Source organism: Celeribacter indicus, assembly GCF_000819565.1.
GTDB classification, from domain to species: Bacteria; Pseudomonadota; Alphaproteobacteria; order Rhodobacterales; family Rhodobacteraceae; genus Celeribacter; species Celeribacter indicus.
This window is the reverse complement of sequence record NZ_CP004393.1, coordinates 3,197,259-3,219,322: the sequence shown is the minus strand read 5'-3', so window position 1 is coordinate 3,219,322 and position 22,064 is coordinate 3,197,259. Positions and strand designations below refer to the sequence as shown.

Annotated in this window: 20 protein-coding genes and 1 tRNA gene; 7 read left to right on the top strand and 14 right to left on the bottom strand. The window is 64.7% G+C overall.

What is annotated here, in order from left to right:
* Position 1: 1 nt before the first annotated feature.
* From P73_RS15895 to P73_RS15880, 4 genes are all read right to left on the bottom strand, one after another.
* Complete coding sequence (locus tag P73_RS15895) at positions 2–1,150, bottom strand: DNA polymerase III subunit delta' (protein WP_043870331.1); 1,149 nt, start codon at positions 1,148–1,150, stop codon at positions 2–4.
* On the bottom strand, positions 1,147–1,770 hold the full coding sequence (gene tmk / locus P73_RS15890; RefSeq protein ID WP_043870330.1) for a dTMP kinase: 624 nt from the start codon (positions 1,768–1,770) through the stop codon (positions 1,147–1,149). The genes P73_RS15895 and tmk overlap by 4 nt, the downstream gene beginning before the upstream one ends.
* A 24-nt stretch (positions 1,771–1,794) precedes the next feature.
* Entirely contained in the window at positions 1,795–2,964 is a 1,170-nt protein-coding gene (locus P73_RS15885; protein WP_043870329.1) for a D-alanyl-D-alanine carboxypeptidase family protein, read from the bottom strand.
* Between the two features lie 61 nt (positions 2,965–3,025).
* Positions 3,026–3,907 (bottom strand): SPOR domain-containing protein, encoded by an 882-nt coding sequence (locus P73_RS15880; protein WP_043870328.1) that lies wholly within the window; start codon positions 3,905–3,907, stop codon positions 3,026–3,028.
* 301 nt (positions 3,908–4,208) lie between these two features.
* On the opposite strand from P73_RS15880, the gene P73_RS15875 reads away from it, so the two are divergent.
* Together P73_RS15875 and P73_RS26830 are read left to right on the top strand one after the other, a co-directional pair.
* Positions 4,209–4,296: transfer RNA gene (locus P73_RS15875), tRNA-Ser, on the top strand.
* A gap of 150 nt (positions 4,297–4,446) precedes the next feature.
* A complete protein-coding gene (locus P73_RS26830; RefSeq protein ID WP_476727303.1) occupies positions 4,447–5,154 on the top strand; it encodes a heavy metal-binding domain-containing protein in 708 nt (235 codons plus the stop codon).
* Positions 5,155–5,605: 451 nt separating this feature from the next.
* On the opposite strand, the gene P73_RS15865 is transcribed toward P73_RS26830, so the two are convergent.
* From P73_RS15865 to P73_RS15835, 7 genes are all read right to left on the bottom strand, one after another.
* Positions 5,606–6,436: an NHL repeat-containing protein gene (locus tag P73_RS15865; RefSeq protein ID WP_043870326.1), complete on the bottom strand. Its 831-nt coding sequence runs from the start codon at positions 6,434–6,436 to the stop codon at positions 5,606–5,608.
* On the bottom strand, positions 6,436–7,494 hold the full coding sequence (atzD, locus tag P73_RS15860) for a cyanuric acid amidohydrolase (RefSeq protein WP_043870325.1): 1,059 nt from the start codon (positions 7,492–7,494) through the stop codon (positions 6,436–6,438). The genes P73_RS15865 and atzD overlap by 1 nt, the downstream gene beginning before the upstream one ends.
* 13 nt (positions 7,495–7,507) lie before the next feature.
* Positions 7,508–9,019, bottom strand: a complete 1,512-nt coding sequence (locus P73_RS15855) for an FAD-dependent oxidoreductase (RefSeq protein WP_052453345.1) — start codon at positions 9,017–9,019, stop codon at positions 7,508–7,510.
* A gap of 44 nt (positions 9,020–9,063) precedes the next feature.
* On the bottom strand, positions 9,064–9,825 hold the full coding sequence (locus tag P73_RS15850; RefSeq protein WP_043870324.1) for an ABC transporter permease: 762 nt from the start codon (positions 9,823–9,825) through the stop codon (positions 9,064–9,066).
* On the bottom strand, positions 9,822–10,652 hold the full coding sequence (locus tag P73_RS15845) for an ABC transporter ATP-binding protein (RefSeq protein WP_052453344.1): 831 nt from the start codon (positions 10,650–10,652) through the stop codon (positions 9,822–9,824). The genes P73_RS15850 and P73_RS15845 overlap by 4 nt, the downstream gene beginning before the upstream one ends.
* 21 nt (positions 10,653–10,673) lie before the next feature.
* Positions 10,674–11,636, bottom strand: coding sequence for an ABC transporter substrate-binding protein (locus P73_RS15840; protein WP_043870322.1), 963 nt, complete (start codon positions 11,634–11,636; stop codon positions 10,674–10,676).
* Positions 11,637–11,756: 120 nt separating this feature from the next.
* Positions 11,757–12,689 carry a LysR family transcriptional regulator gene (locus P73_RS15835; protein WP_043870321.1) on the bottom strand — a complete coding sequence of 311 codons (933 nt, stop codon included), beginning with the start codon at positions 12,687–12,689 and terminating at the stop codon, positions 11,757–11,759.
* 151 nt (positions 12,690–12,840) lie between these two features.
* Between P73_RS15835 and P73_RS15830 the strand changes: the two genes are divergently transcribed.
* The 4 genes from P73_RS15830 to P73_RS15815 are packed head-to-tail and all read left to right on the top strand — an operon-like array spanning position 12,841 to position 17,015.
* Positions 12,841–14,190 (top strand): amidase, encoded by a 1,350-nt coding sequence (locus tag P73_RS15830; RefSeq protein ID WP_043870320.1) that lies wholly within the window; start codon positions 12,841–12,843, stop codon positions 14,188–14,190.
* Positions 14,187–15,119, top strand: coding sequence for a polysaccharide deacetylase family protein (locus P73_RS15825; protein WP_052453343.1), 933 nt, complete (start codon positions 14,187–14,189; stop codon positions 15,117–15,119). The genes P73_RS15830 and P73_RS15825 overlap by 4 nt, the downstream gene beginning before the upstream one ends.
* Positions 15,109–16,014, top strand: coding sequence for a polysaccharide deacetylase family protein (locus tag P73_RS15820; protein ID WP_043870319.1), 906 nt, complete (start codon positions 15,109–15,111; stop codon positions 16,012–16,014). The genes P73_RS15825 and P73_RS15820 overlap by 11 nt, the downstream gene beginning before the upstream one ends.
* 11 nt (positions 16,015–16,025) lie before the next feature.
* Positions 16,026–17,015, top strand: a complete 990-nt coding sequence (locus P73_RS15815; RefSeq protein WP_043870318.1) for a bile acid:sodium symporter family protein — start codon at positions 16,026–16,028, stop codon at positions 17,013–17,015.
* A 586-nt stretch (positions 17,016–17,601) separates the two neighbouring features.
* Here P73_RS15815 and P73_RS15810 read toward each other — a convergent pair.
* A complete protein-coding gene (locus P73_RS15810; RefSeq protein ID WP_043871823.1) occupies positions 17,602–19,428 on the bottom strand; it encodes a flavin-containing monooxygenase in 1,827 nt (608 codons plus the stop codon).
* 229 nt (positions 19,429–19,657) lie between these two features.
* Here P73_RS15810 and P73_RS15805 point away from each other — a divergent pair, with 229 nt between their 5' ends.
* Complete coding sequence (locus P73_RS15805; protein WP_043870317.1) at positions 19,658–20,116, top strand: nuclear transport factor 2 family protein; 459 nt, start codon at positions 19,658–19,660, stop codon at positions 20,114–20,116.
* Positions 20,117–20,200: 84 nt separating this feature from the next.
* Here the strand turns inward: P73_RS15805 and P73_RS15800 are convergent, their stop codons facing one another.
* Together P73_RS15800 and P73_RS15795 are read right to left on the bottom strand one after the other, a co-directional pair.
* Positions 20,201–21,097: an ABC transporter permease gene (locus P73_RS15800; RefSeq protein ID WP_052453341.1), complete on the bottom strand. Its 897-nt coding sequence runs from the start codon at positions 21,095–21,097 to the stop codon at positions 20,201–20,203.
* Positions 21,097–22,050, bottom strand: coding sequence for an ABC transporter permease (locus P73_RS15795; protein WP_043870316.1), 954 nt, complete (start codon positions 22,048–22,050; stop codon positions 21,097–21,099). Before P73_RS15795 ends, P73_RS15800 begins: the two co-directional genes overlap by 1 nt.
* Positions 22,051–22,064 lie beyond the last annotated feature (14 nt).

Sequence of the window (22,064 nt, the reverse complement as noted above, 5' to 3'; positions counted from 1 at the left end):
GTCATCGCGCCACGCGGGAAGCCGTGTCGTTGATCTTGAATACCATATCTAGGATCAGCGCGGCAGGGTCAAGGTTGACCGCGCGCGCATGCGCCGCCCGCGCCGAAAGCTCCTGTTGCAGCACCGCCCAGTCACCCGCGGCCCAGGCATCCGGGGCAAGCCGGGCCATCAGGCCGGCCTCTCCCGGCGCGGCCTCGACGATCGGGGGGCGCCCCGCCCCGGCGCGGGCGAGCCGGGCGAGAAACCGGTCCATCAGCCCGAGCACGAGGTCGAACCGCTCCACGTTCGCCGCACCGACGCAGCCTTCGGCGAGCTTCAGCGCGCGCGCCCGGTCGAGCCGCGGCATGGTGGCAAAGAGCGCGATGATCTCGCCATAGGTCTCCACCCCGTCCAGATTGGTCAAGCGCAACGCCTCCCCCACGGAACCCGCCGACAGTTCGGCGAGCGCATCCGACCGGTCTGCGGCATCGAAGCCCGCCGCGTCAAGCGCGCGGGCGAGATCGTCCTGTCCGAGCGGGGCGAGCCGCAGCTCGCGGCAGCGCGAGCGGATCGTCGGCAGAAGCCGCGAGGGCTGGTGCGAGACGAGCAGGAGGACGGCATGTTTCGGCGGCTCCTCGAGCGTCTTCAGGAGCGCGTTGGCGGCGGAAACGTTCATCTCGTCGGCACTGTCGACGATCACCACGCGCCGCCCGCCGTCGGCGGCGGACATGTGGAAAAACCCGTTGAGCTTGCGCACCTCCTCGACGGAGATCTGCGCGGCATGGCGCGCCTTCTTCTCGTCCCAGGCGCGGCGGATGAGGCACAGGCGCGGCTCGGCCAGCTGCGCGGAGCGCCGGTAGACCGGGTGATCCGTGCCGATGTCGAGCGTGTCGGGCGGGGGCGGGGCCGCGCCGAACAGGCCGCCGCCCGGCTCCCCGACCGGCTGGGCGAGCAGAAACCGCGCGATGCGCCAGGCGAGTGTCGCCTTGCCCACGCCGCGCGGGCCGGTGATCAGCCAGGCGTGATGCAGCCGCCCGGTGGTGAAGGCGTCGAGGAAGCGGGCCTCCGCCGCGTCCTGGCCGAACAGCGCCACGGTCTCGCGCGGGTGCGGCGCGCCGGGGGCGCGGTCCGCCTCGGGCGCAAGCTCCATCTCCCCGAGCGCGGCGCTCATGGCGCCGCCGCCGCGGACAGGCGCGCGTGCACCAAAGCCGCGACCTCTCGGGCCACCGTCGCGACGTCCCGGCCCGCGTCGATCACCGCGAAACGGGCGTTGCCGCGCGCGAGATCGAGAAAGGCGGCGCGGCATTTCTCCTGGAATCCGGCGCCGAAATCCTCGAACCTCTCCTCGGCCGTCTGCCGCCCCTTGGCGCGCGCCAGCCCGATCGCGGGGTCCATGTCGAACAGGAGCGTCAGGTCGGGCTCGATCCCGATCATCTCCGCGTGCAGCCGGTTCACCTTGTCCCGCAGATCGCCGCGCGTGACGCCCTGGAAGACCCGCGTGCTGTCGGCGAAGCGGTCGCAGATCACGACCTTGCCGGCGGCCAGGGCGGGGCGGATGGTCTTTTCAAGATGGTCGCGGCGCGCGGCGGTGAACAGCAGGATCTCGGTCTCCGCCGACCAGCGGTCGGGATCGCCTTCGAGCACGAGGGCACGGATCTCCTCGGCGCCCGGCGAACCGCCGGGTTCGCGCGTGAGCACCACCCCGACGCCGCGGGCGCGCAGATCCTCGGCAAGAAGACGCGCCTGCGTCGATTTTCCGGACCCGTCGATGCCCTCGAGACTGATGAACATGGCGCTCCCCGCGGCGGTTGGCGGTCAGTTGGACACGGACAGGCCCGTTTGTCCCTCCAGCTTGTCCTTAAGCACCATGAAGGCCGTGCGCAACCGCGGACCGAAGCCGCCGCGCGCCACCGAGCGGTCCGCGACCAGCGGAACCCGCGCCTCGGGCAGGTCGCCGCGGGTGATCACCAGTTCCGCGAGCGTGTCGCCCTGGGTGATCGGAGCCTCGAAGGGGCCGGTATAGACGACCTCGGCCTCGAGCCCCTCGAGCTGGGAGCCGGGCAGGAGCACGGTGACATCCTCTCCCGCGACGAGGCCGACCTCCGTCTCGTTGCCCATCCAGACCTGCGCGCGGGCGAATTCATGCCCGCTCTCCGCGATGGTCTTCTCCGCGAACTGGCGGAAGGCCCAGTTGACGATGCGCTGGCTTTCCTGCGAGCGGTCGGCCTCCGAGGCGAGGCCGGAGATCACGAAGACGATGCGGCGCGTGCCCTGCATCGCGGAGCCGACGAGCCCGTGCCCGGCCTCCTGCGTATGCCCGGTCTTCAGCCCGTCCGCCCCGATCCCCAGTTTCAGGAGCGGGTTGCGGTTGAAGCGGTTCTGTGGCGCACGGTTGTCGTAGGGGAATTCATTCTGGCCGAAATAGCCGTAATATTCCGGGAATTCGGAGACGAAGCGCACGGCGAGCTTGCCGAGATCCTCCATCGACATGCGCTGGCCGGGATTGGGCCAGCCCGAGGCATTGGCGAAGGTCGAGTTCTCGAGCCCGAGCGCCTTTGCCCGTTCGTTCATGAGGCGTGCGAAATTGTCCTCGGTGCCGGCGAGCCCCTCGGCCACCACGACGCAGGCATCGTTGCCCGACAGCACGATGATGCCCTGGATCAGCTCCTCCACCGTCGGACGGTCGGTTTCGTTGAGAAACATCGTCGAGCCGCCCATGCTCTTGGCCCGCGTGGACACGGCAAAGCGCGTGTCGAGTGTCACCCGCCCGTCGCGCAGCGCCTCGAACAGCATATTGAGCGTCATCAGCTTGGACATGGAGGCCGGCGGCAGCGGCGTCTGCGCCTCCTTTTCCATCAGGACCGTATCGGTCGTCATGTCATAGACCCAGGCCGCCCCCGCCGTCGTCTCGAAGGCGCGGGCGGGCAGGGCGAGGGTGAGGAGCGTCACGCCGGTGGCGAGGCTTTTGGCGATGAGGCGAAGCATGAAGGGTGTCCTGGTCCTGTGACTTTGTGCGACGGGGGCGGGGCCTCGGACGGCCCCGTCCTTAATGCGTGACGGCATAGGCGTCCGTGAAGCCCGCCCTTTTCACTTTTTCGAGAAGCGTGGCGCGTTCTGCGGCGGAGGCGGCCGGTCCCACGACCACGCGCCAGAACGCCTTGCCGCTGGAATCGCCCGGTTTCACCGTCGCGACGATGCCCTGGGAGCCGAGCATGTCGACCGTCCGGCGCGCATTGGCCTCGACGGAGAAGATCCCGATCTGGAGATAGGGCCGGTCGAGGGCGGAGGCGGGTTTCGGTGCCGCCGCGGGCGCCGGTACCGGTGCGGGAGCTGCGGCCGCGGGGGCCGCCGGTGCGGCCGGCGCCGCGAGCGCATCGAGCGTGGCCGCCGCGTCGGCGATCGGGTCGTCGAGCGGGGTGGCCTCGATGCTTTCGGCCGCCGCGATGGTGGCGACCGTCTCCTCTCCGCGCCCGCGCACCTCCTCGCGCCGGAGCGCGGTGACGTTGAGCTTCGCCGGCGCCCCCGCGAGCATGCCGAGCGCCTCCGCCGCGTCGGAGGAGACCTGCACGCCCGGTCCCGGCGCCGTCACCTCGCGCTTGAACAGCGCGCCGATGACGAACTTGCCGTTCTCCTCGTTGCGGATGATCACCCGTTCGGGGTCCTTCACCCTGGCATGGGCGACCCAGACACCGCCGAGGGAGGGGCGCCCGTCCCACAGGCCGGTGTCGGTGACCTGGAAGACATCCGGCGCCTCGACGTCGCGTTCGACGAGCTTCGTCGACGTCGCGTTGCCGGACGCGCCGCCCGAGGATGTCTTCAGCCCGCCGAGGACGGACCCGCCGTCCGCACAGGCGCCGAGCGCGAGAAAGGTCGTCAGGAATAGCGCGGCGCGGCGCATGGCGCCCGGCTGTCGCCCGGTCTTGGTCATGGTGTCTCGATGCCCCTTGGTCGACCCTGCGCCTTTTTGCGGCACGGATCTTATGTCGTTCGAACTGCTCCCGCCCGTGTGCGCCTCTGCCGGACCATGGCCTCCGGTCCCGACCGGACCGGCGCAGGGCCCCGGCCGCAGCCGCGCGCGGGCAGGCGCAAGTCTACCCGCGATGGAGCGTTCAGGAAAGCCCCGCGCGCGGCCTCGGGCGCAAAATCCGGTTCCTTGCGGATCGGCGGAGAGGGTTCCAGAATCGCACGCCCCCGGCTAAGCCTGCGCAACACCCGCTTCGCGGCGCCCCGGAGGAGTGGCAGAGTGGTCGATTGCACCGGTCTTGAAAACCGGCGATGTGCAAGCATCCGTGGGTTCGAATCCCACCTCCTCCGCCATACAGTCTTCACACCAATCTCAAGCCCGGCTTCCGGCACACAAGTCTTGGGAACAGGCCTGTTTTCCGAGGCATTCTCTATCTGCCGTGTTATTAAGCGGAGTTTTTACCGACAGTTAAGCGAGGCAAATTTCGATTTTTTCTCCGAATTGTGGAACCTGCGGAAAAAACCCTGGCACGCGTTGTCTCTGAGCGCCTCAAGCAATTGGATACAAACGCGTTTGCTGTCGAAAAGGCAGCTGGACTACCTGCTGATGCAGTTGGAAGCATTCTGCGTGGGGGAAAGAAATCGGGGACAACTCTCAACCGGGCGATGGACGTTTGTCACGCCTTGGGGCTTGAACTCTACATTGGGCCGCCCCGAGATTTACCCGACGCGAACCAACCTCCAGTCGCCAATCCAGATGACTTTGCGAATATCCCTCTGCATGAGGCCAGTCTCGCTGCCGGAGGCGGGCGCGCGAATGGCGATGAGTTCATGATTTCCTCTCTCGCGTTTCGGCGAGACTGGCTTGGAACGATCGGGATCTCTCCGGCCAATGCTGTGCTCGCTCGCGTCGAAGGTGAAAGCATGCAGCCAACGGTGTGGGCCGGCGATATGGTCGTCATCGATCTTGCGAAAAAGGAAATTCCTGTGCGCAAGGGAAAGGCGAAAAAAGGTCGTAGCCCGGTTTATGCCATTCTCGACGACGGTCACGCCCGCGAGAGCGCACTGGATGAGTTGAGAAAAGAGGCGCGTGCCCTCGGCGCCGACGCGGTGGTGGGCATTGACCTCGACTACAGCGAGATCTCTGGCGCCAGCAAGTCCATGCTTTTCTTAGGCACCAGCAGTACGGCTGTGAAACTAGCCGAAACATGACATAGGTTCCCCGGCACCAATCCAGTATGTTCCCCATATGCCGGCGCACTCGGCCGCGCGCGGAGGTCATTAATGACAAGGCCCGCGACATCGCGAACCTGTTCGGCATACTGCAGCGTCGCTATCCGCAGTTTCTCGAAACTCTACGTTTTCAGTTGACGACAGGCGCGGAAGTCGAGCGTCCCGTTGCGACCGATCCCGACACCCCTGAGTGTCCGGTCCAAACGGGGGCGAGTTCAGCTTGGTTCGCGGCGCCTCACGTGCGAAGAGCAGCGAACCGTCCTGCGCGCAACCCGCACTCCCGAAAGGCCCGCTGACCGGCGTGGTGGACAGAGGTGCCAGAGCAGCGGAACGACCTGGCAGCGCAGCCTCAAAGCAGTCTGCCGGTTTGACCCCCGGTCCGTCCTCTCTGACAGGATAGATCGGGGTGCTCGCGATTGGAGAGAAATTCTTAGATCGGAACCAAGCGGCTCACGCGCGACGGTGCCGGCTCGGCCAAGTATATCGTTCCGCAAGGTGACTTCGAAACTCCGTGGGCTCCGGAATCGACCGGGCGACACTGGGCCAGGGGTTGCAGGTCTGGCGACATCAGCGTCAGGGTGGGGGTCGTGTCCGTGACCAGAAGGGTGCCATCCCCCCGTCCAGTAACAGCCTGCGGCTGAAAAAAGGCGTCGTACACGGCGAGTAGTTCACCTGTCGCCGAGAACCGCTTGATCGCGTCGTTGTTCCGGTCGACCACGTAGATGCTGCCAGCCGGTGATTGCCAGACGGCGTGGACGCTGGACAGGGCGTCGGGTGCTCGGCCAAGTCGGCCGAAGCGGCGGAGCGGTTCCATGCGGCTGTCCAGAACATGCACCGAGGCGTCGGCGTAGCCGCCGGCCACGACTGCTCCGTCCGATCCGAAAGCCACGGCGGTGGGGTGGTTGAAGGGTTCACCTGGACGATCGGGCCGCCCGATCGACCGCGCCAGGCGCCCGCCGCGGTATTCCAGCAGCCGGTGGGCGTCGCGATCCACGACCCAGACGCCGCCGTCGGGTGCGATGGTCAACCCGTGGGCGTCGAGCACCTCTTCGCCGTAGCGTTCGAGGGGGCAACCCTCTGGATCAAGCACAACGACCGCGGGGATCGGCGGATGCGTCAGCGGGTCGACGCGAAGCAGGACATGCACGCGGCCCTCGGCGTCGACGGCGACATCACTGACGCGCTGCGACGGCTCCGGCGCGAAGAATGGTCGCTCTACCCGGTAGGTGGTGTCGGCCAGCCGCACGAAAAGGCTGCGCATCAGACCTCGCAGATGATGGCGATCGGGGCGGCGCCCTCGGGGCACTGATGCTCGGTGCCGCCCGAGATGAAGACCGCGGTGCGCCCTGTCGTTGCGGCGATCACCGCCGACAGCGCGGCGCGGGCGTGGCGCTCGGCGTGAACGTCGGCGTCCGACATCATGGTGGTGCGCAGGCCCAGGACGCGGGCAGCCGGTTCGGCCTTTGCGAAGATCGCGGCGATGGCGCCGCCGCCCGCATCGTCATGCGCGGCCCGGATGCCGTCGGCGTCGACGACCGAGGCCAGCATGCCATGGCCGATGCGGAACCGGCTGCCGCCGCCCTCGGCGTTGCCCATCAGCGCGACCTCCACGCAATCCACCTCGCCGCCGACCGAGGTCGAGGCGACGCGCGAGAAAAGCCCCATGTCGGCTAGCACGTTCTCCTGCACGAGGTCGGCTTCGGCGACTTCGCCCAGGCCCTGCGCGACGCCCAGGGCAAGTATCCCGCGCGCGAGCGGCTTAGACAGGTTGCCGTCGCGACTGACGAGCGGCGCTCCGCGCGCATCGGCGTCTGCGATGCGGCCCGGCGTGAGCAGGGGGCCCTTGATCTGGACGTAATGCACGTCTTCTGCTGCGCTCAAGCCCGCATTGGCCATCGCCTTGCGCACGGCCTCGGCCGTCAGGCGCGCCTGCGCGATGGTGCCGATCTCCTCGGGCAGGATGGCGCGGGTGCGGGCAAGGCCTAGCACCAGTGTCTTGCCAGGGGCGGCCTCAGTGGCGGGGGTGTGGGTAAAGACAGTGGCATGCGGCGACAGCACGCCCTCGCACCCGCCCGACCAGATCATCAGCACGCGCTCCAGAATCTCGGCGCGGGTGCTGTCGGTGGCGTCGGCGATCAGGTCCGCCAGCGCGCGGGTGGCCAGCGCGCGGGTAAAGTCGTTCGCGCCGCCATTGCCCTCAGTCTTGCCGATGACGGCGACGATCTCGGCGGGGGCGAGCGTTCCAGAGCAAATCAGGGCCTTCAGCCCCGAAACGTCGTCCGGGGCATTCATGGGAACCACATGCGGTGTGACTGTCATGGCGGGTCCGGTCTCAGGTATCGAGGGCTTCGAGATCGCGTGTGGTCCAGGACTGGAGCCCGGAGAGGTAAAGCTCGGCATCCTCGGCGAAGAAGGCGCCGGTAAGCGACCGAACGACCTCGGCCGCGCCGAACTTGATGCCGGAAAGGCCGATGGGCATGGTCCCGGTCGAAAGCTGCGCGCCGCGCGCGAAGTTCAGCACATGGGCGTGCCACGTGGCCTTCTGGCCCGGTTTTGGCTGAAAGGTGAAATCCCGCCCCAGCCAGGGGGCCTTTTCCAGCCCGTTGCCGGGCAGGCCGGGGGGCGGGGTGAACATGTCTTCCCAAGTGGCGATGTCCTTCAACTTGCCTGCCAAGCTCGGCACCGCGGACAGCTCCATCCGGTAGCCGGTGCCGAGGATGGCGAAGTCGCCGGTATGGGTGCCGTCAGAGGCTTCCACGGTCAGCCTGCCGTCGCTGGCCGTCATCGACCGCCAGCTGCAGCCGGGGTGGATGTGCAGGTTAGGCAACGCCAGCGCCCGCTTGATCGTCGCCACGGGCGGGCCGCCCTTGATCGAGCCGAAGGTCTTCATGAAGCGCCATTTCAGCTCGGGCGGCAGGTCGATGTAGTGGTGCAGGTAGCCGTCGAATTCGCCCCATGTGCCGGGGTTGACGGAAATCAGCTTCTCCATCCGGTGGAAGACATGCACCTCGGCACCCGCCTCGGCGGCGCAGATCGCGTTGTCATAGGCCGAGGCGCCGCCGCCCAGAACCAGCACACGGCTGCCCTTGAGCGCGGCGAAGTCAATGTCGTCCTGCGTGTGGGCGTAAAGCGCGGGCGGGATCTCGTGGCCGACGAAGGCCGGGATGCTGCGGATGCCGTTGCCTTCGATCCCGGTCGCAAGCACTAGCTTGCGGGCGTGGATCGTGCGGGTGCCTTCAGGGGCCCGGACTGCCGCGGCGATCAGGCCGCTTTCGTCCAGCGCGAAGTCCAGAAGCTCGGTGTCATAATCGACGCCCAGTTCCGCGGTGTCGCGGAACCATTCCAGGTAGTCTGCCCAATCCGCTGTCTGCACTTTGTAGAGCGCCTCCCAAGAGCCCGGCCCGTGCTGGACCTCATACCAGGCGCGCAACGACAGTGAGGGGATGCCGCATTCGATCCCGCCATTGTCCTTGTGCGTGCGCAGTGTCGGCATACGGGCATAGGTGGCCCAGGGGCCGACCTTGCCACGCGGGGCCAGGTCGATCAGCGCGATATTGTCGACATGCGCCATGCGCAGGCCATGCGCGACGGCAAGCCCTGCCTGGCTTGCGCCCACGATCAGCACGTCGAGCGCCCCGGTCCCGTCGGGTGCCTCGCGCGGCAGCGTCCATCGTTTTGCCGGGTAGCGGGTGATGTCGATCTCGCGCCGGGCGACGGCGGCCAGGTCTTCCAGCGTCCGGGGCAGGCACTCGGGGTGCTGGCCCGCGGCGCGACGGGGTGGCTCGGGCATCCAGCCCGCGCGTTCCAGACTTTCCGTCGACAGCGGGGAGGTGTTGTGTTTCATGGCAGGGTCCAATCAGAGTGGCAGTGGTGGAGGTGGCGCGTGCCTCAGCGGCCGGCCCAGTGCACGAATGTGCGCTCCAGCAGGAAGAACGACAGGTTGATCGCGTAGCCCAGAACGCCGGCCAGCAGGATCGCGGCATACATCGCGGGCATGTTGAAGAGCTGCTGTTCCTCGAAGACCCTGAGGCCCAGCCCGTCGACCGAGCCCAGAAGCATCTCGGCGGTGATCATCAGCACCAGCGCCAGCGTCGCGCCCGTCCTAAGCCCGATGAAGGTCTGCGGCATGGATTCAAGCAGCACCACAAGCATGCGCTGCCAGGCTGGCGCGCCCATGACGCGTGCTGCAAGAACGCGTGTCTTGCGGGCGTTCATGACGCCGTAGGCAGTGTTGAAGATGATGGCGAGCGAGGCGCCGAAGGCCGCAATGTAGATCTTGGTCTGGTCGCCGACGCCGAAGAACAGCAGGAACAGGGGGAAGACCGCCGAGGCGGGGGTGGAGCGGAAGAAGTCGATCACGAACTCGACCGAACGGTAGACCTTTTCGGATGCGCCAAGGACCACCCCGACCGGGATCCCGATCGCCGCGGCAAGCGCGATGCCCATCAGCGAACGCTCGACCGTTTTGCCGAAGTCGAAGGCAAGCTTGCCGCTTCCGAACAGACCGTCCCAGGCCGCGACGAAGGTCTTGCCCGGCGGCGGCAGAAGGACGGGGTCCACGATCTCTCCCATCACCACCAGTTGCCAGATCGCCAGAAGGCCGAAGACGCCGATCAGCGGGCGAAGTTTCTGAAGCTTTTTAAGTTTCACTTGCGCACCTCGCGCTGGAAGATGTCGAGACAATGACCCTTGATGCGGTTGAATTCGGGATCGGCGAGGGTCATCGCGTCGCGTGGCCGCTGAACTTCGACCTTGGGGAAATCCACGACCGTCGCCGGGGCGCGCGACAGAAGCAGCACCCGGTCGGCGAGATAGACTGCCTCGTCCAGGTCGTGGCTGACGATCAGTGTGGTGGTGCCGGTCTCCATGAAGACCTTCTGCATCTGGTCGCGCATCGACAGCGTCATCTCGTAGTCGAGCGCCGAGAAGGGTTCGTCCAGGAAGAGGATCTCGGGCTTCACGATCAGGGCGCGCATGATCGAGACAAGCTGCTGCTGTCCGCCCGACATCTGGTATGGGTAGTCCTTTAGGTTGATGCGCACGTCGAACTTGCACACCAGCTCCTCAACCCGCGCGTCGCGTTCCTTCTTGGAAACCTTCTGGAAGCGCAGGGGGTAGGCGATATTGTCCCAGGCGCTCATCCAGGGGAACAGCGCATCGCGGTAGTTCTGGAAGACGTAGCCGAAGCTGATTTCGTCGATCGTCTGGCCGTCGAAGAGGATCTGCCCGCTGTCGACCGGGATCAGGCCAGCGATCAGGTTCATCAGCGTCGATTTCCCGCAACCGTTCGGGCCGAAGATCGAGATGAATTCGCCGCGGGGCAGGTCCAGGTTGAAATTGTCGTAGATCGTGCGTTCACCAAACCGTTTGGTCAGGCCCCGCACGGTGACGTGCGGGCGCCGATACATCGAGGGGCGGGCGTCCACGGGGGCGTCGACAGGAGGTTCCTGTACGGGTCTGAGTTTCGCTATGGCCATTGCGGGAACCTCCTGTTTCGATCAGAACTTGGCGAGGAACGGCTTGACGTCGATCGGCTCGGCGACGGTTCCGATAGAGACAGCGAAATCGATGTATTTCTGGAAGCTCTCGATATCGACATCGGTCAGGTCGGACAGTTTCGTGAACTTGACGAGGGGTACCTCGTTGACGATCTCGGGGGGCGTCGGGGTGTATTTGGCCAGCGCCTCACGGGCCAGTTCGGGATGGGCGTGGATGGTGTCAATCGCTTCGTCGAACGCCTCCTTGTAGCGCTTGGCCACATCGGGACGTTCGGTCAGGAAGGCCTGGCTGATCGCGCCGCCGGCCATGTAAGCGTCGGCTTTCGGGTCGCCCAGCACCACTTCGGCGACGACACCGGCCTTGATCAGCCCGGCAACGCCGTTGTGCATCATCAGCGTTGCCGCCGGTTCCAGCGTGAAGGCGCCGTCATGCTGGCCCGAGGTCAGAACGTTGATGTGCTGCGCGGTGTCCAGTTGATCCAGCGTATAGTCGCCTTCGTTCAGCCCGGCGGCCGTCAGCGCGGCCACGGCGACCGACATGTTGCCGATGCCGGGCGAGGTGACGAGCTTCTTGCCCTTGAAGTCGGCCAGCTCCTTCACGCCCGCATCGGGGCGCGCCACGAACTGTTCCATCCGGTAGTCGGACGACTGCGCGTTGAGCGAGATGTAGTTGACCGAGCCGGGCTTGATGACGTTCGCGGCCATCCCCTCGACCGCCAGCATGACGGCGGCAGCGTCGATCTGGTTCGCGATGAGCGCGGATTGCAGGTTGGAGTTCACCACGATCTTCACGCCCTCGATCTCCAGGTCGTGCTTTTCGAAGATCCCTTGCTCGACGCCGACATAGTAAGGCAGGGCGGTTGCGCCCACGGAATAGCCGACGACGACTTTGTCGGCGGCGAACGCGATGCCCGAGGACAGTGCGGTCGAGGTTGCGGCGACAACGAGAGTCATGAACTTCATGGCGAGCTTTTCCTGTTCTGTTTCACACCCGGTCCGGGCGCCCTGTGGCCGAGATTGTATGCTGCAGCGCAGGTTGAAAAATTCGAAAGGCTGAACTCCGTATAAGTTGCCCTTATGTGGCTACATCGTGACCTTGAACGGGATGCCGCGGGCGTTCAGAAGCTCGGCCTTGATCGCAGCGCTTTCTCTCAACGCCAGCATGAACTTGCCGCTGATGCGCGACAGCGGACGCCGGCGCGAATAGTAGAGTGCCATCGTCACCGGCATCTGCGGCTCAAACCGGGCGAGCGACATTTGGCTCAGCGCGAATTCGGGCACCGACATCGGGTGGAGGACCGCAACCATGCCGCCCTGCCGCACGAGGTTGAAGGCGCCGATGGACTGGTTGGTGGAGATCAGCGAATTCGGGTCGATCTTGTTGGTCAGCAGCTGGTACATACGCGAGACGACGTTGCCTTCGTGGTGCACGACGACGACCGAGTGCCCTGCGATCTGGCGCGGGTCCAGGACAGCACGGCCCGCCAGCGGATGGTCCTTGTGGACGACGCAGATCATCTCGGTTTCCAGGATCGGCTGGGCGGCGATGTTGATCTCCTGCTGCGGATAGAATCCCATGCCGAGGTCGAAAAGCTCGTCGCGCACCTTGCGTTCGGTCAGCGCCTCGGTCGACACCTCCAGATGGATGCGCAGGTTCGGTCGCTGCGCCTTGAACTGCTTGATCGCGCGCGGGATCAGGTCGACGCAGGCGGTCGGCGGCGAGATGATCGAGACCGTGCCCGCGCGGCTGTCCTTCATTTCGCTGACGCGGCTCTGGAGGGTGGAGAATGCCGCCAGCACACGCTCGATCTCGGGTATGACGGCCTGGGTCTCGGCCGTCAGCAGGGTACGGTTTCCGATTCGGGTGTAGATCGCGAAGCCGAGCTGCGCCTCAAGCTCGCGCAAGGCCTGACTGACCGCCGGCTGGGTCACGTGCATGAGCCGCGCCGTCTCCGTCACGGAGCGGGTCAAGGTGAAGGTTTTCAGCGTTTCGAGCTGCCGCAGCGTCGCGTGCATAAGATACTCTTATGTAGGAGTTGGTAATTCTGTTTTGTTGCCGGGCGGGACTGGTGCCAAGCTGCGCGTTAGGACAGCAACTGGGATCATTAAGGGGCCTTCGGCAGCGCGAGTGCCATCCCCGGATAGGCCGGCAAGCAGGGTAGTGGCGATGAGCGCACTGGATTTAGGCAACTCGCCCGCGCTGCGGGCAATTCTTGAGCGCGGTGTTGGCAGTGCCGTGGCCGAGGCGCTGCAGCGCGCGAAAGAGAACTCCTGCAACGCCTTCTGCGCACTCAATCCATCGGCGATGGACGAGGCGCGCGCCGCCGAGGCGCGGCGTAGCGCCGGCAGGCCGCTCTCGCCGCTTGACGGGGTGCCGGTCGCGGTCAAGGACAACATGCTGGCGGCCGGAATGGCGGCGACCTGGGGGGCGGAGCTTTTCCGCGATTTCGTCCCCGAGGCGGATGAACTGCCCGTCGCACGGCTGCGGGCGGCCGGGGCGGTGGTGATCGGCAAGACCAACACGCCCAGCTTTTCCGCGCGTGGCTACACCTGGAACAGCCTCTGGGGCATCACGCGCAATCCGCTCGACCCACGCCTGACGCCCGGCGGGTCATCGGGCGGCATGGCCGCGGCGATCGCGGCGGGGATCGTGCCGATGGGACTGGGCACTGACGGGGGCGGCTCAACCCGGCGCCCGGCGGCGCATTGCGGGATCGTGGGGCTGAAGCCCTCGGTCGGATTCATCCCGCGCGCGGACGGCTTCCTGCCCCTGATGCAGGATCTGGAGGTCGTGGGGCCGATGGCCTCCGACATGACGCTGCTTGACGCGCTGGTTTCGGTTATGGCGGGGCCGGATCCCCGCGATCCGCGCTCGCGGCTGCTTGAGGACGACCGCCCGGCGCGCGCGCTGCGCATCGGGGTGATCGACCGTTTTCCCGGCCACCCGGTAGATCCAGGTATCCGCGCGGCGACCGCTGCCACCGCGCGGCGGCTTGAGGCGATGGGCCACCGGGTCGAGGCGGTCGCGCCCTTCTTCGATGTCGACGCCATCGGCGCGCTCGCGGGGGCGATGACCGACGCCGGGTTCGCCGCGCTCGCCGCACGCTATCCGATGTTCGACCAGCTGGCGCCCGAGGAATACCGCGCGCAGGCCGAGAACGGGCGCCGCCTCGGCGCCGTCGGGCTGGTCGAGACGCTGCAATCCATCACGGAATTCCGCAGCCTCTGCGGCACATGGTTCGCGGATATCGACGTGCTGCTCATGCCCGCCGTCGCGGCGCAGGCCTGGCCGGTCGAGAAGCCGTTTCCGGACACGATCGACGATAACCAAGTCGGGCCGCGCGGGCATGCGGTCTTCACCGGATGGGTCAACGTTGCGGGCATCCCTGCGCTGTCGCTGCCCTCGGGCATGGTCGCGGATGGCTTGCCGGTCGGGATACAGTTCATCGCGGGTCGGGGGCGGGACAGGATGCTGATGGCGCTCGGGATGGTCTACGAACGGGCGTTGAGCGCATGACGGTGGACGAATTTCCGCGCGAGCGCATCGCCTATGTGCCGATCAACCGACGGCCGGATCTGCGCTGGAAGAACGGCGCGCGGCTGGCAGTCTGGATCGTGCCGAACCTTGAGCATTACCAGTATTTGGGCGATCCGAGGCAGCCCGTCGACCCCTATCCGCGGATGCCGCATCCCGACATGCTGATTTATTCGCAGGTCGATCAGGGCAATCGCGTCGGTATCTGGCGCATGCTGGAGGTGATGGACCGCTACGGCCTGCCCGCCACCTGTTCGCTCAACCTCTCGGTCTACGAGACCTATCCGGAAATCGCCGAGGCCTGCGAGGCGCGCGGGTGGGAGGTGATGAGCCACGGCATCTACAACTCGCGCCATCACTGGGGCCTGTCGCGCGAGGCCGAGCGCGCCGTGATCGCCGACAATATCGCGCGCCACAAGGCGCTGACGGGCCGTGAAATGAAGGGTTTCTTCGCGCCCTTCGCATCCTCGACCGTGCACACCGAGGCGCTTTGTGCTGAGCTTGGGCTGCAATACTACGTCGATTACGGCTTCGACGACCAGCCGACGCCGGTGCGGGTGCAGAACGGCTATATCCTCGCGATGCCCTATTCCTTCGACGTGAACGACGGCATGAACTTCCGTGCCAATATCGAAGCGCCCGAGTTCGCCGAGAACACGATCACCATGTTCGACCGCCTCTACCGCGATTCCGAGGCGCGGGGCGGGCGGGTCATGTGCGTGCCGCTGCACCCGTTCTTCTTCGGCCAGCCGCACCGGGCGAAATACCTCGACCAGATCCTCGGGCATATCGCGGGCCACACGGATATCTGGGTGGCGACGGGGGGCGAGATCAACGACTGGTATCGCCAGCACCACCTGCCGAAGATGATGCCGCTGCTGCGGGACGCGGGGTTCGACGATGCGTTCTGACCCGGAAAACCGCCGCGCGCCGCATATGCTCGACCAGGACCTCTACACGCATGTAGGCTTCGAGGGCAGGCCGCCGTGGCAGCCTCGCGGGGCGGCTCGGGTCGCGGTGCTGATCTACCTCTATCTGGAGCGGTTCGAGGCCGAGCCGCCCGAAGGTGCTCTGTTCGACCGGCGCTACGCGACATTTCTGGGCGGGGTGGCGCCCTACCACCGCGCGAATGCCTTCTTCGAATACGGCAACCGCGTCGGCATCTTCCGTGTGCTCGAGGTGCTGGACCGGTTGGGCCTGAAGGCGACGGTTCCGGCCAATGCCGGGGCGCTGGCGGCCTATCCGCAGTTGGTCGAGGACCTTGTCACGCGCGGTTGCGAGTTCCTGGCGCATGGCGAATACGCAAGCCGCATGATCTCATCCGCGATGCCGGTGGAGGAACAGCGGCGGATCGTGCGCGCCTCGGTCGCGGCGGTCGAACGGGCGACCGGGCGACGCCCCGAAGGCTGGATGAGCCAGGATTACGGTCAGTCGACCCAGCTTCCCGGCATCCTCGCCGACGAGGGGCTGCGTTTCCTCTGCGACCTGTCGAACGACGAACATCCCTACCGGCTGCGCAATGGCATGATCTCGGTTCCGAACTGCTCGGAATGGAGCGATATCGAGATGATGTGCCATCGCCGGCTGCCGACCCCGGTTTACGTCCAGTCCGTGCTGGACGCATTCGAGGGGCTCCACGCGGAAGGCGCGGGCAATACGCGCGTATTCGCGCTCCACATCCATCCCTGGCTGTCGGGCCAGCCGTCGCGCTTTGACCGGATCGAGCAAATGCTCGAACGGCTGGCGGCAGCGCCCGATGTCTGGATGGCCGACGCTGCCGCCATCGCGGCCGAGGCCCATATCTGAGGAGAAGACCTGTGACCTTCCAGTTTCCCGCCCTGGCGCTGCGGCGCCTGGGACTGAGCGCGCATACCTTGGCGCTGGTCGGAATGGTGCTGCTGGCCAGCGTCCTGCCTGCGCGCGGCGCGTTCGCCGACGTCCTGCACGACGCGGGCTGGTGGATCATCGCCATCGTCTTCTTCCTGCATGGCGCGCGGCTGTCGACATCGACCGTCATCATGGGGCTGACCAACTGGCGGCTGCAGCTTGCCTGCCTTCTTGCGACCTTCCTGATCAGCCCCGTGGTCTGCCTTGTCATCGCGCCCGTCGCGGGAACGGTGCTTCCGGTCGAGATCATGACGGGCTTGCTGTTCGTGGGCTGCCTGCCTTCGACGGTGAACAGTTGCATCGCCTTCACCTCGCTCGCGCGCGGCAATGTCGCCGGCGCCATCTGCGCGGCGTCGCTGTCGAACCTGCTGGGCGTCGTGCTGACGCCGCTGATGCTTCTGCTGCTCATTCCCGACAGTTGGGCATTCGGAATCGAGGCGTCGGCCCTTGTGCGCATCACCGAGCAGGTTCTGGTGCCCTTCCTGCTGGGCCAGCTTGTCCGACCGCTGATTTCGGGCGTGTTTCTGCGGGGGGCGGGTGTCGTTCAGGCGATCGACCGGGGGGCAATCCTGCTGATCGTGTTCACTGCGTTTTCGGCTGGCGTGACGAATGGGGTATGGGCGCGGTTGCCGCCGGTCGTGCTGGGCGTGCTGATCCTGACTTGCGGCGTGGTACTTGGGGTGATGATGCTCCTTACACGGCCGCTGGCGCAGCTTTTCGGCCTGGCTAGGCCCGAGGAGAGCGCGCTGTTCTACGTCGGCTCCACCAAGTCGCTGGCCACGGGCCTACCAATGGCGACGGCGCTTTTTGCAGGCCACGACATATCAATGCTGGTGCTGCCGATCATGGTATTCCACTTGCTGCAGCTAATCGTTTGTGCGCCGCTGAACCATCGACATGCGCGCATGGCGGCCAGCTGAAGCAGGCGTGATGGCGATCAGATATACCGACGAGAAGTGGCATCGCTCTTGTCAGAAGGGCACTGTCAGAGGAGCTTGGCTAGAGGCGGGGCAGGAGGCTTGTCGGGGAAAGTCGGCTTGAGACGCGAAGAAATCGGGATTGTCGTATATATTCTGTGCCATGGTTATTTTCAGCGAAGAAAACGTGCGCCTCACTTTGTCAAAAGGAAAGAGGCAACGCCAATGCCTTGGAACCGGCGGATGACTTCGCGTTTCTTAGAGACGATCTCATGTTCATCGATTTCAGCCTTTAGGCCTTTGACTGACATGCCCAGGCCCCACCCCCGAAACCCGCTATATGAAAATGCAGCCGCCAATCCTCGCTGAATGTGTCTGGGTGACCTCCAAAGACCCTTCAGATTTGAAATGAACGAAGAAATTAGGAAATCCGGGCTGGCAGAGAAGGTTCGGCGCAAGTCCCTTCGTTTCCGCCGTCACTATCAACGGCCCGGTGCCCCCTCCCGCAGAAATGTGCTGCCCTTCGTCGGGACAGCACATCTGCATGGTATGGTATCGTCCGGCGGCGCACGCCGCCGGCGGGGACCGATCAGTCTTGTTCGAGCTGGAATGTCATGCCTTCGAACCCGTCCTTTCTCCACTGTTCGACGAGCTCGTTGAAGGCGAACAGCCCCGCGCCGTAGCGCGCGGAGATGAAGCCCTTGCGCTCTCCCGGCTGGCCTTCATTGTTATAGTACCCCGGCGTGCAGTTGCGCAGGAACTCCTCATTCTTCAGGCCCTTTTCGTGGAAATGCTCGACCCAGGCAGAGACAGCTTCGTCGGTGGGCTCGAACCGTTTGGCCCGTTTGCGGCGGGTTTCCTTCATCAGTTCGACGATGTAATCTGCCTGGGTTTCGGAGGCGAGGACGATATTGGCGCCGCCGACGCTCTGCACCTGTCCGATGACCATGAGATTCGGGAATCTGTTGATCGAGATGCCGTGCAATGTCTGGTAATCCTCGTCCCAATGATCCGACAGCGTCAGTCCATCGGTGCCGGTGATCGTGAGGCCCAGCTGGCGTGAATAATCCGTGCCGACTTCGAAGCCCGTCGCGAAGACGATCAGGTCGGTGGGATATTCCACACCGCCTGAAACCACGCCGGTGGGCGTAATCCGCTCGACCCCCAGTCCCTTGGTGTCGACGAGAGTCACGTTGGGCCGGTTGAAGGCCTGGAGGTAACCGTCGTTGAAGGTGGGCCGCTTGCAGAAAAAGCGGAACCAGGGCTTGAGGTTTTCGGCCACTTCGTGGGACTGGACGATTTCCTCGATCCGGTTCCGGACCTGCATCATCCGTTCGGCGTCAGCATATTCCATGGCAAGATCAATGTCCTGCTTGGATCGTTTGGCCGCGCCTTCCGCGTCGTCGGCCTTGTAGAGCACTGAGCCGAGGATGCGCATGATTTCGGTCCAGCCATCCTGCACTAAATCGACTTCCTGCGGCACGCCGGAGACAAGGGAGTAGAAATTCTCCCGCCGCTCCCTTTGCCAGCCCGCCTGGAGGTCCTTGAACCAATCCGGATCCGTCTTCTGGTTGTTGCGCGCGGCAACCACCGAAGGTGTCCGCTGGAAGACATTCAGTTGCTGGGCCTTTTCGGCAATGAAGGGTACGCATTGAACACCCGTCGCGCCGGTGCCGACCAATGCGACCTTCTTGTCCGCCAGTTTGCTCAGATCGTCTCCGGTATAGGAATGATCCCAGCGGCTGGTGTGGAACATCTTCCCCTGGAACTCCATAATTCCCGGAATACCGGGGAGTTTGGGCCGATGGAGGTTGCCGCAGGCCATGATGACGAAGCGGGCCTGGATTTCGTCGTCCCTGTCTGTCCGCACGATCCAGCGGGTCCTGGCCTCGTCCCAGGTCAGTTCGGATACGTGAGTCTGGAAAAGGGCCTTGTCGTAGAGGCCGAAGGTCTTGCCGAGGTGATACTGATATTCGCGGATTTCATCGGCGCCGGAGTATTTCTCCTTAGGCATGTAGCCGGTCTCTTCCAGGAACGGAAGATACATATAAGACTCGACGTCGCATTGCGCGCCGGGATAGCGGTTCCAGTACCATGTGCCGCCGAAGTTGCCACCGTTTTCGATGATGCGGATATCCTCGAAACCGGCCTCGATCAGCTTCTTCGCACCGATGATGCCGCTGAAGCCACCGCCCAGGATCAGGATCTCCACCGTCTCGACGACCGGATCACGTTTCAGGTCTTCGGCAACATAGGGATCCTTCCCGAATTCGGAAAAATCACCTGATATTTCAATATATTGATTGATTCCGTCTCGGCGAAGACGCTTGTCGCGCTCCTCGGCGTATTTCGCTCTGATCACTTCCAGATCAATCGCTTCGCCGCCGGCGTCAATCTTCATGGATTCTTGCTTCATGTTTCCTCCCTGGGTTGTGTTCGCCTGACCGATTTCGACCAGAAGCATCTATCAACCCCGAGAATCATACCCTGCGCATCTATGACCCAATAGAAACAAAAACGCATCGAACCGGTCCGTTTATGAAACGATGTGGCGGGTTGTCGGGTGGGGGCGTCCATGCGACGGTCTTCCGGTGCGCCGGCCAGGCAGCGACCTTTCCGGGTGCCACAAGATACAGGAGTTGACGATGGACCCACTTTCCCGGCTCGTTGCGATCGAGGAAATCAGAAGCCTTGCGATCCGATACTGTCACTTTCGGGACCAGTTGCAGTTGGACGAGATGGCGGATCTTTTCGAGGAGGATGCGATCTACGAATTCGGGGAGCTTTTCGGCGGAACCGTCGTCGGACGGCCTTCGATCCGCGAGGAATTCGAGCGCTCGCGGCAGATCGGCGACGGTCTTCCCTTCGCCACGCTCCATACGATCTCAACGCATTGGGTGGAAATGCTCGACGAGCAGACCGCCGAGGGCAGATGCTTCCTGACCGATTTCGTCTTCGGGACCGAAGAAAATCCCTTGAAGGCGCTGGTCATCTACGACGATGTCTATGCCTTCACGAATGGCGCGTGGAAATTCCGCAAAAGGACCCTTCATGCCATCTGGCCTCAACGCAATGCCGCAGTGCGCGTGCTCGGGAAGACGTAGAGCAGCAGCTCAACACGATGTGCGGATAAATCGAAGGGCCCGCTGCAATGCGATGCAGCGGGCCCTTTGCTTTCGCGGAGAGTGTCAATCGCCGAACTTGGGATCCAGCCAATCGCGCAATCCGTCACCGAACAGGTTGAAACCGAAGACCGTGATGCTGATCGCAAGTCCGGGGAACAGCACCTGCCAAGGCGCGTCGCGGAAGGCGTCGGCGGCCGTTCCGGACAGCATCAGTCCCCAAGCGGGGGTAGGCTCGCCGACGCCGAGGCCAAGATAGGACAGCGAGGCTTCGAGCAGGATCGCCTGTCCCATGTAGGCCGTGAGCAGCACCAGATAGGGTGCGATCACGTTGGGCGCGATATGCCGGAGAATGATGCGTGTCGTGCTAAAACCAAGGGCCTGGGCGGCATCGACATATTGCATCGTGCGCACCGAAAGCGCTGAGGACCGTAGCACGCGTGCGACATTGGGCACGGCGGGAATTGCAATGGCGATCAACAGGCTGACATCGACCTCACCGATCTTGTACTGGCCGAGCGCCGCGACGATCACCAGCGCCAGGATGATGATGGGAAAGGCCAGCAGGATGTCCATGATCCGCTGGATCACCAGATCGACGATTCCCCCGAAATAGGCCGAGGCGATGCCGATCAGCGCGCCGACCGTGCAGCCGACGATTGAGGAGACCAACCCGATGGTGAGCGCGGTGCGCGCGCCGTAGAGGATGCGGCTGAAAATATCGCGTCCGAATTCATCCGTGCCCATCCAGTGCGCTGCCGAGGGCGGTGCGAAGATGTCGGTATAGCTGAGGCTGGTCGGATCGTAGGGGGCGAGCACATCGGCACCGATGGCGGCGATACAGAACAGGATCAGGACGGCTAGGCCAATCGCCGCGATCGGCTGGGCGACGACGAATCTCGTGACGAGACCGCGTTTCCTCGGCACAACCAGGCCCGACAGTGTGCTTATGACGTTGCTCATCAGGAATACCTCACACGGGGATCAAGAATGGCGATGACGATATCGACGATCACGTTGACCGTTATGAACGCGAAGGCGGTCAGCATGACGATGGCCTGGATCAGGACGTAATCGTGGTTGTTCGCGGCCTGTAGCAGGAGTTTTCCGAGGCCGTTGATATTGAAGACCTGTTCCGTCACGACGACCCCGCCGACGAGGAAACCGGCCTCCAGCCCGACCAGCGTCACGGTCGGGAGCATGGCGTTGCTCATGCCGTGGCGCACCGTGATGATCCTGTTCCTGAGGCCCTTGGCACGGGCGGTCCGGATATAATCTTCGGTCAGGATCTCGATCAGCGAGGACCGCATCATCCGCGCGATGATCGCCGCGTAGCGCACGGCAATCGTCAGGGACGGCCAGAAGACGATGGCGAAATTCGCGAGCGGATCCTTGAAGAAGGAGACATATGTGATGGGCGGCAACCAATTGAAGAACTGGAGCAGCATCAACACGAACAGCATGCCGAGCCAGAATGTCGGGATCGCGAGCCCGAGCAACGTGACGATGCGGAAGGCGTAGTCGAGGACGGAGTTCGGCGACAGTGCGCACAGCGCGCCGAGCGGTATGCCGATCACCATGGCGAGGATCGTGGCGAAGGCCGCGATCTGCAAGGTGCCCGGAAGCCGGGGAGCAATCTCGTCGACCACCGGGCGCCCCGTCCACATGGACGTGCCGAAGTCCAGCGTGGCCAGCCCGACCATCCAGTCCGCGAACTGGACGATCAGCGGCTCGTTCAGGCCCAGTCGTTCGCGCTCGCGCTCGAGCGCTTCTTCCGTGATCGCGGCACCATCCGCGGCAAATTTCATTTCGACGACATCGCCCGGCAGGACCCGCAAGGCCAGAAAGATGACGACGGCCGCGCCGAGCAGGGTCGGGACGGCAAGGGCGAGACGGGTCAGGATATAACGCAGCATCAGTATCTCCTTCG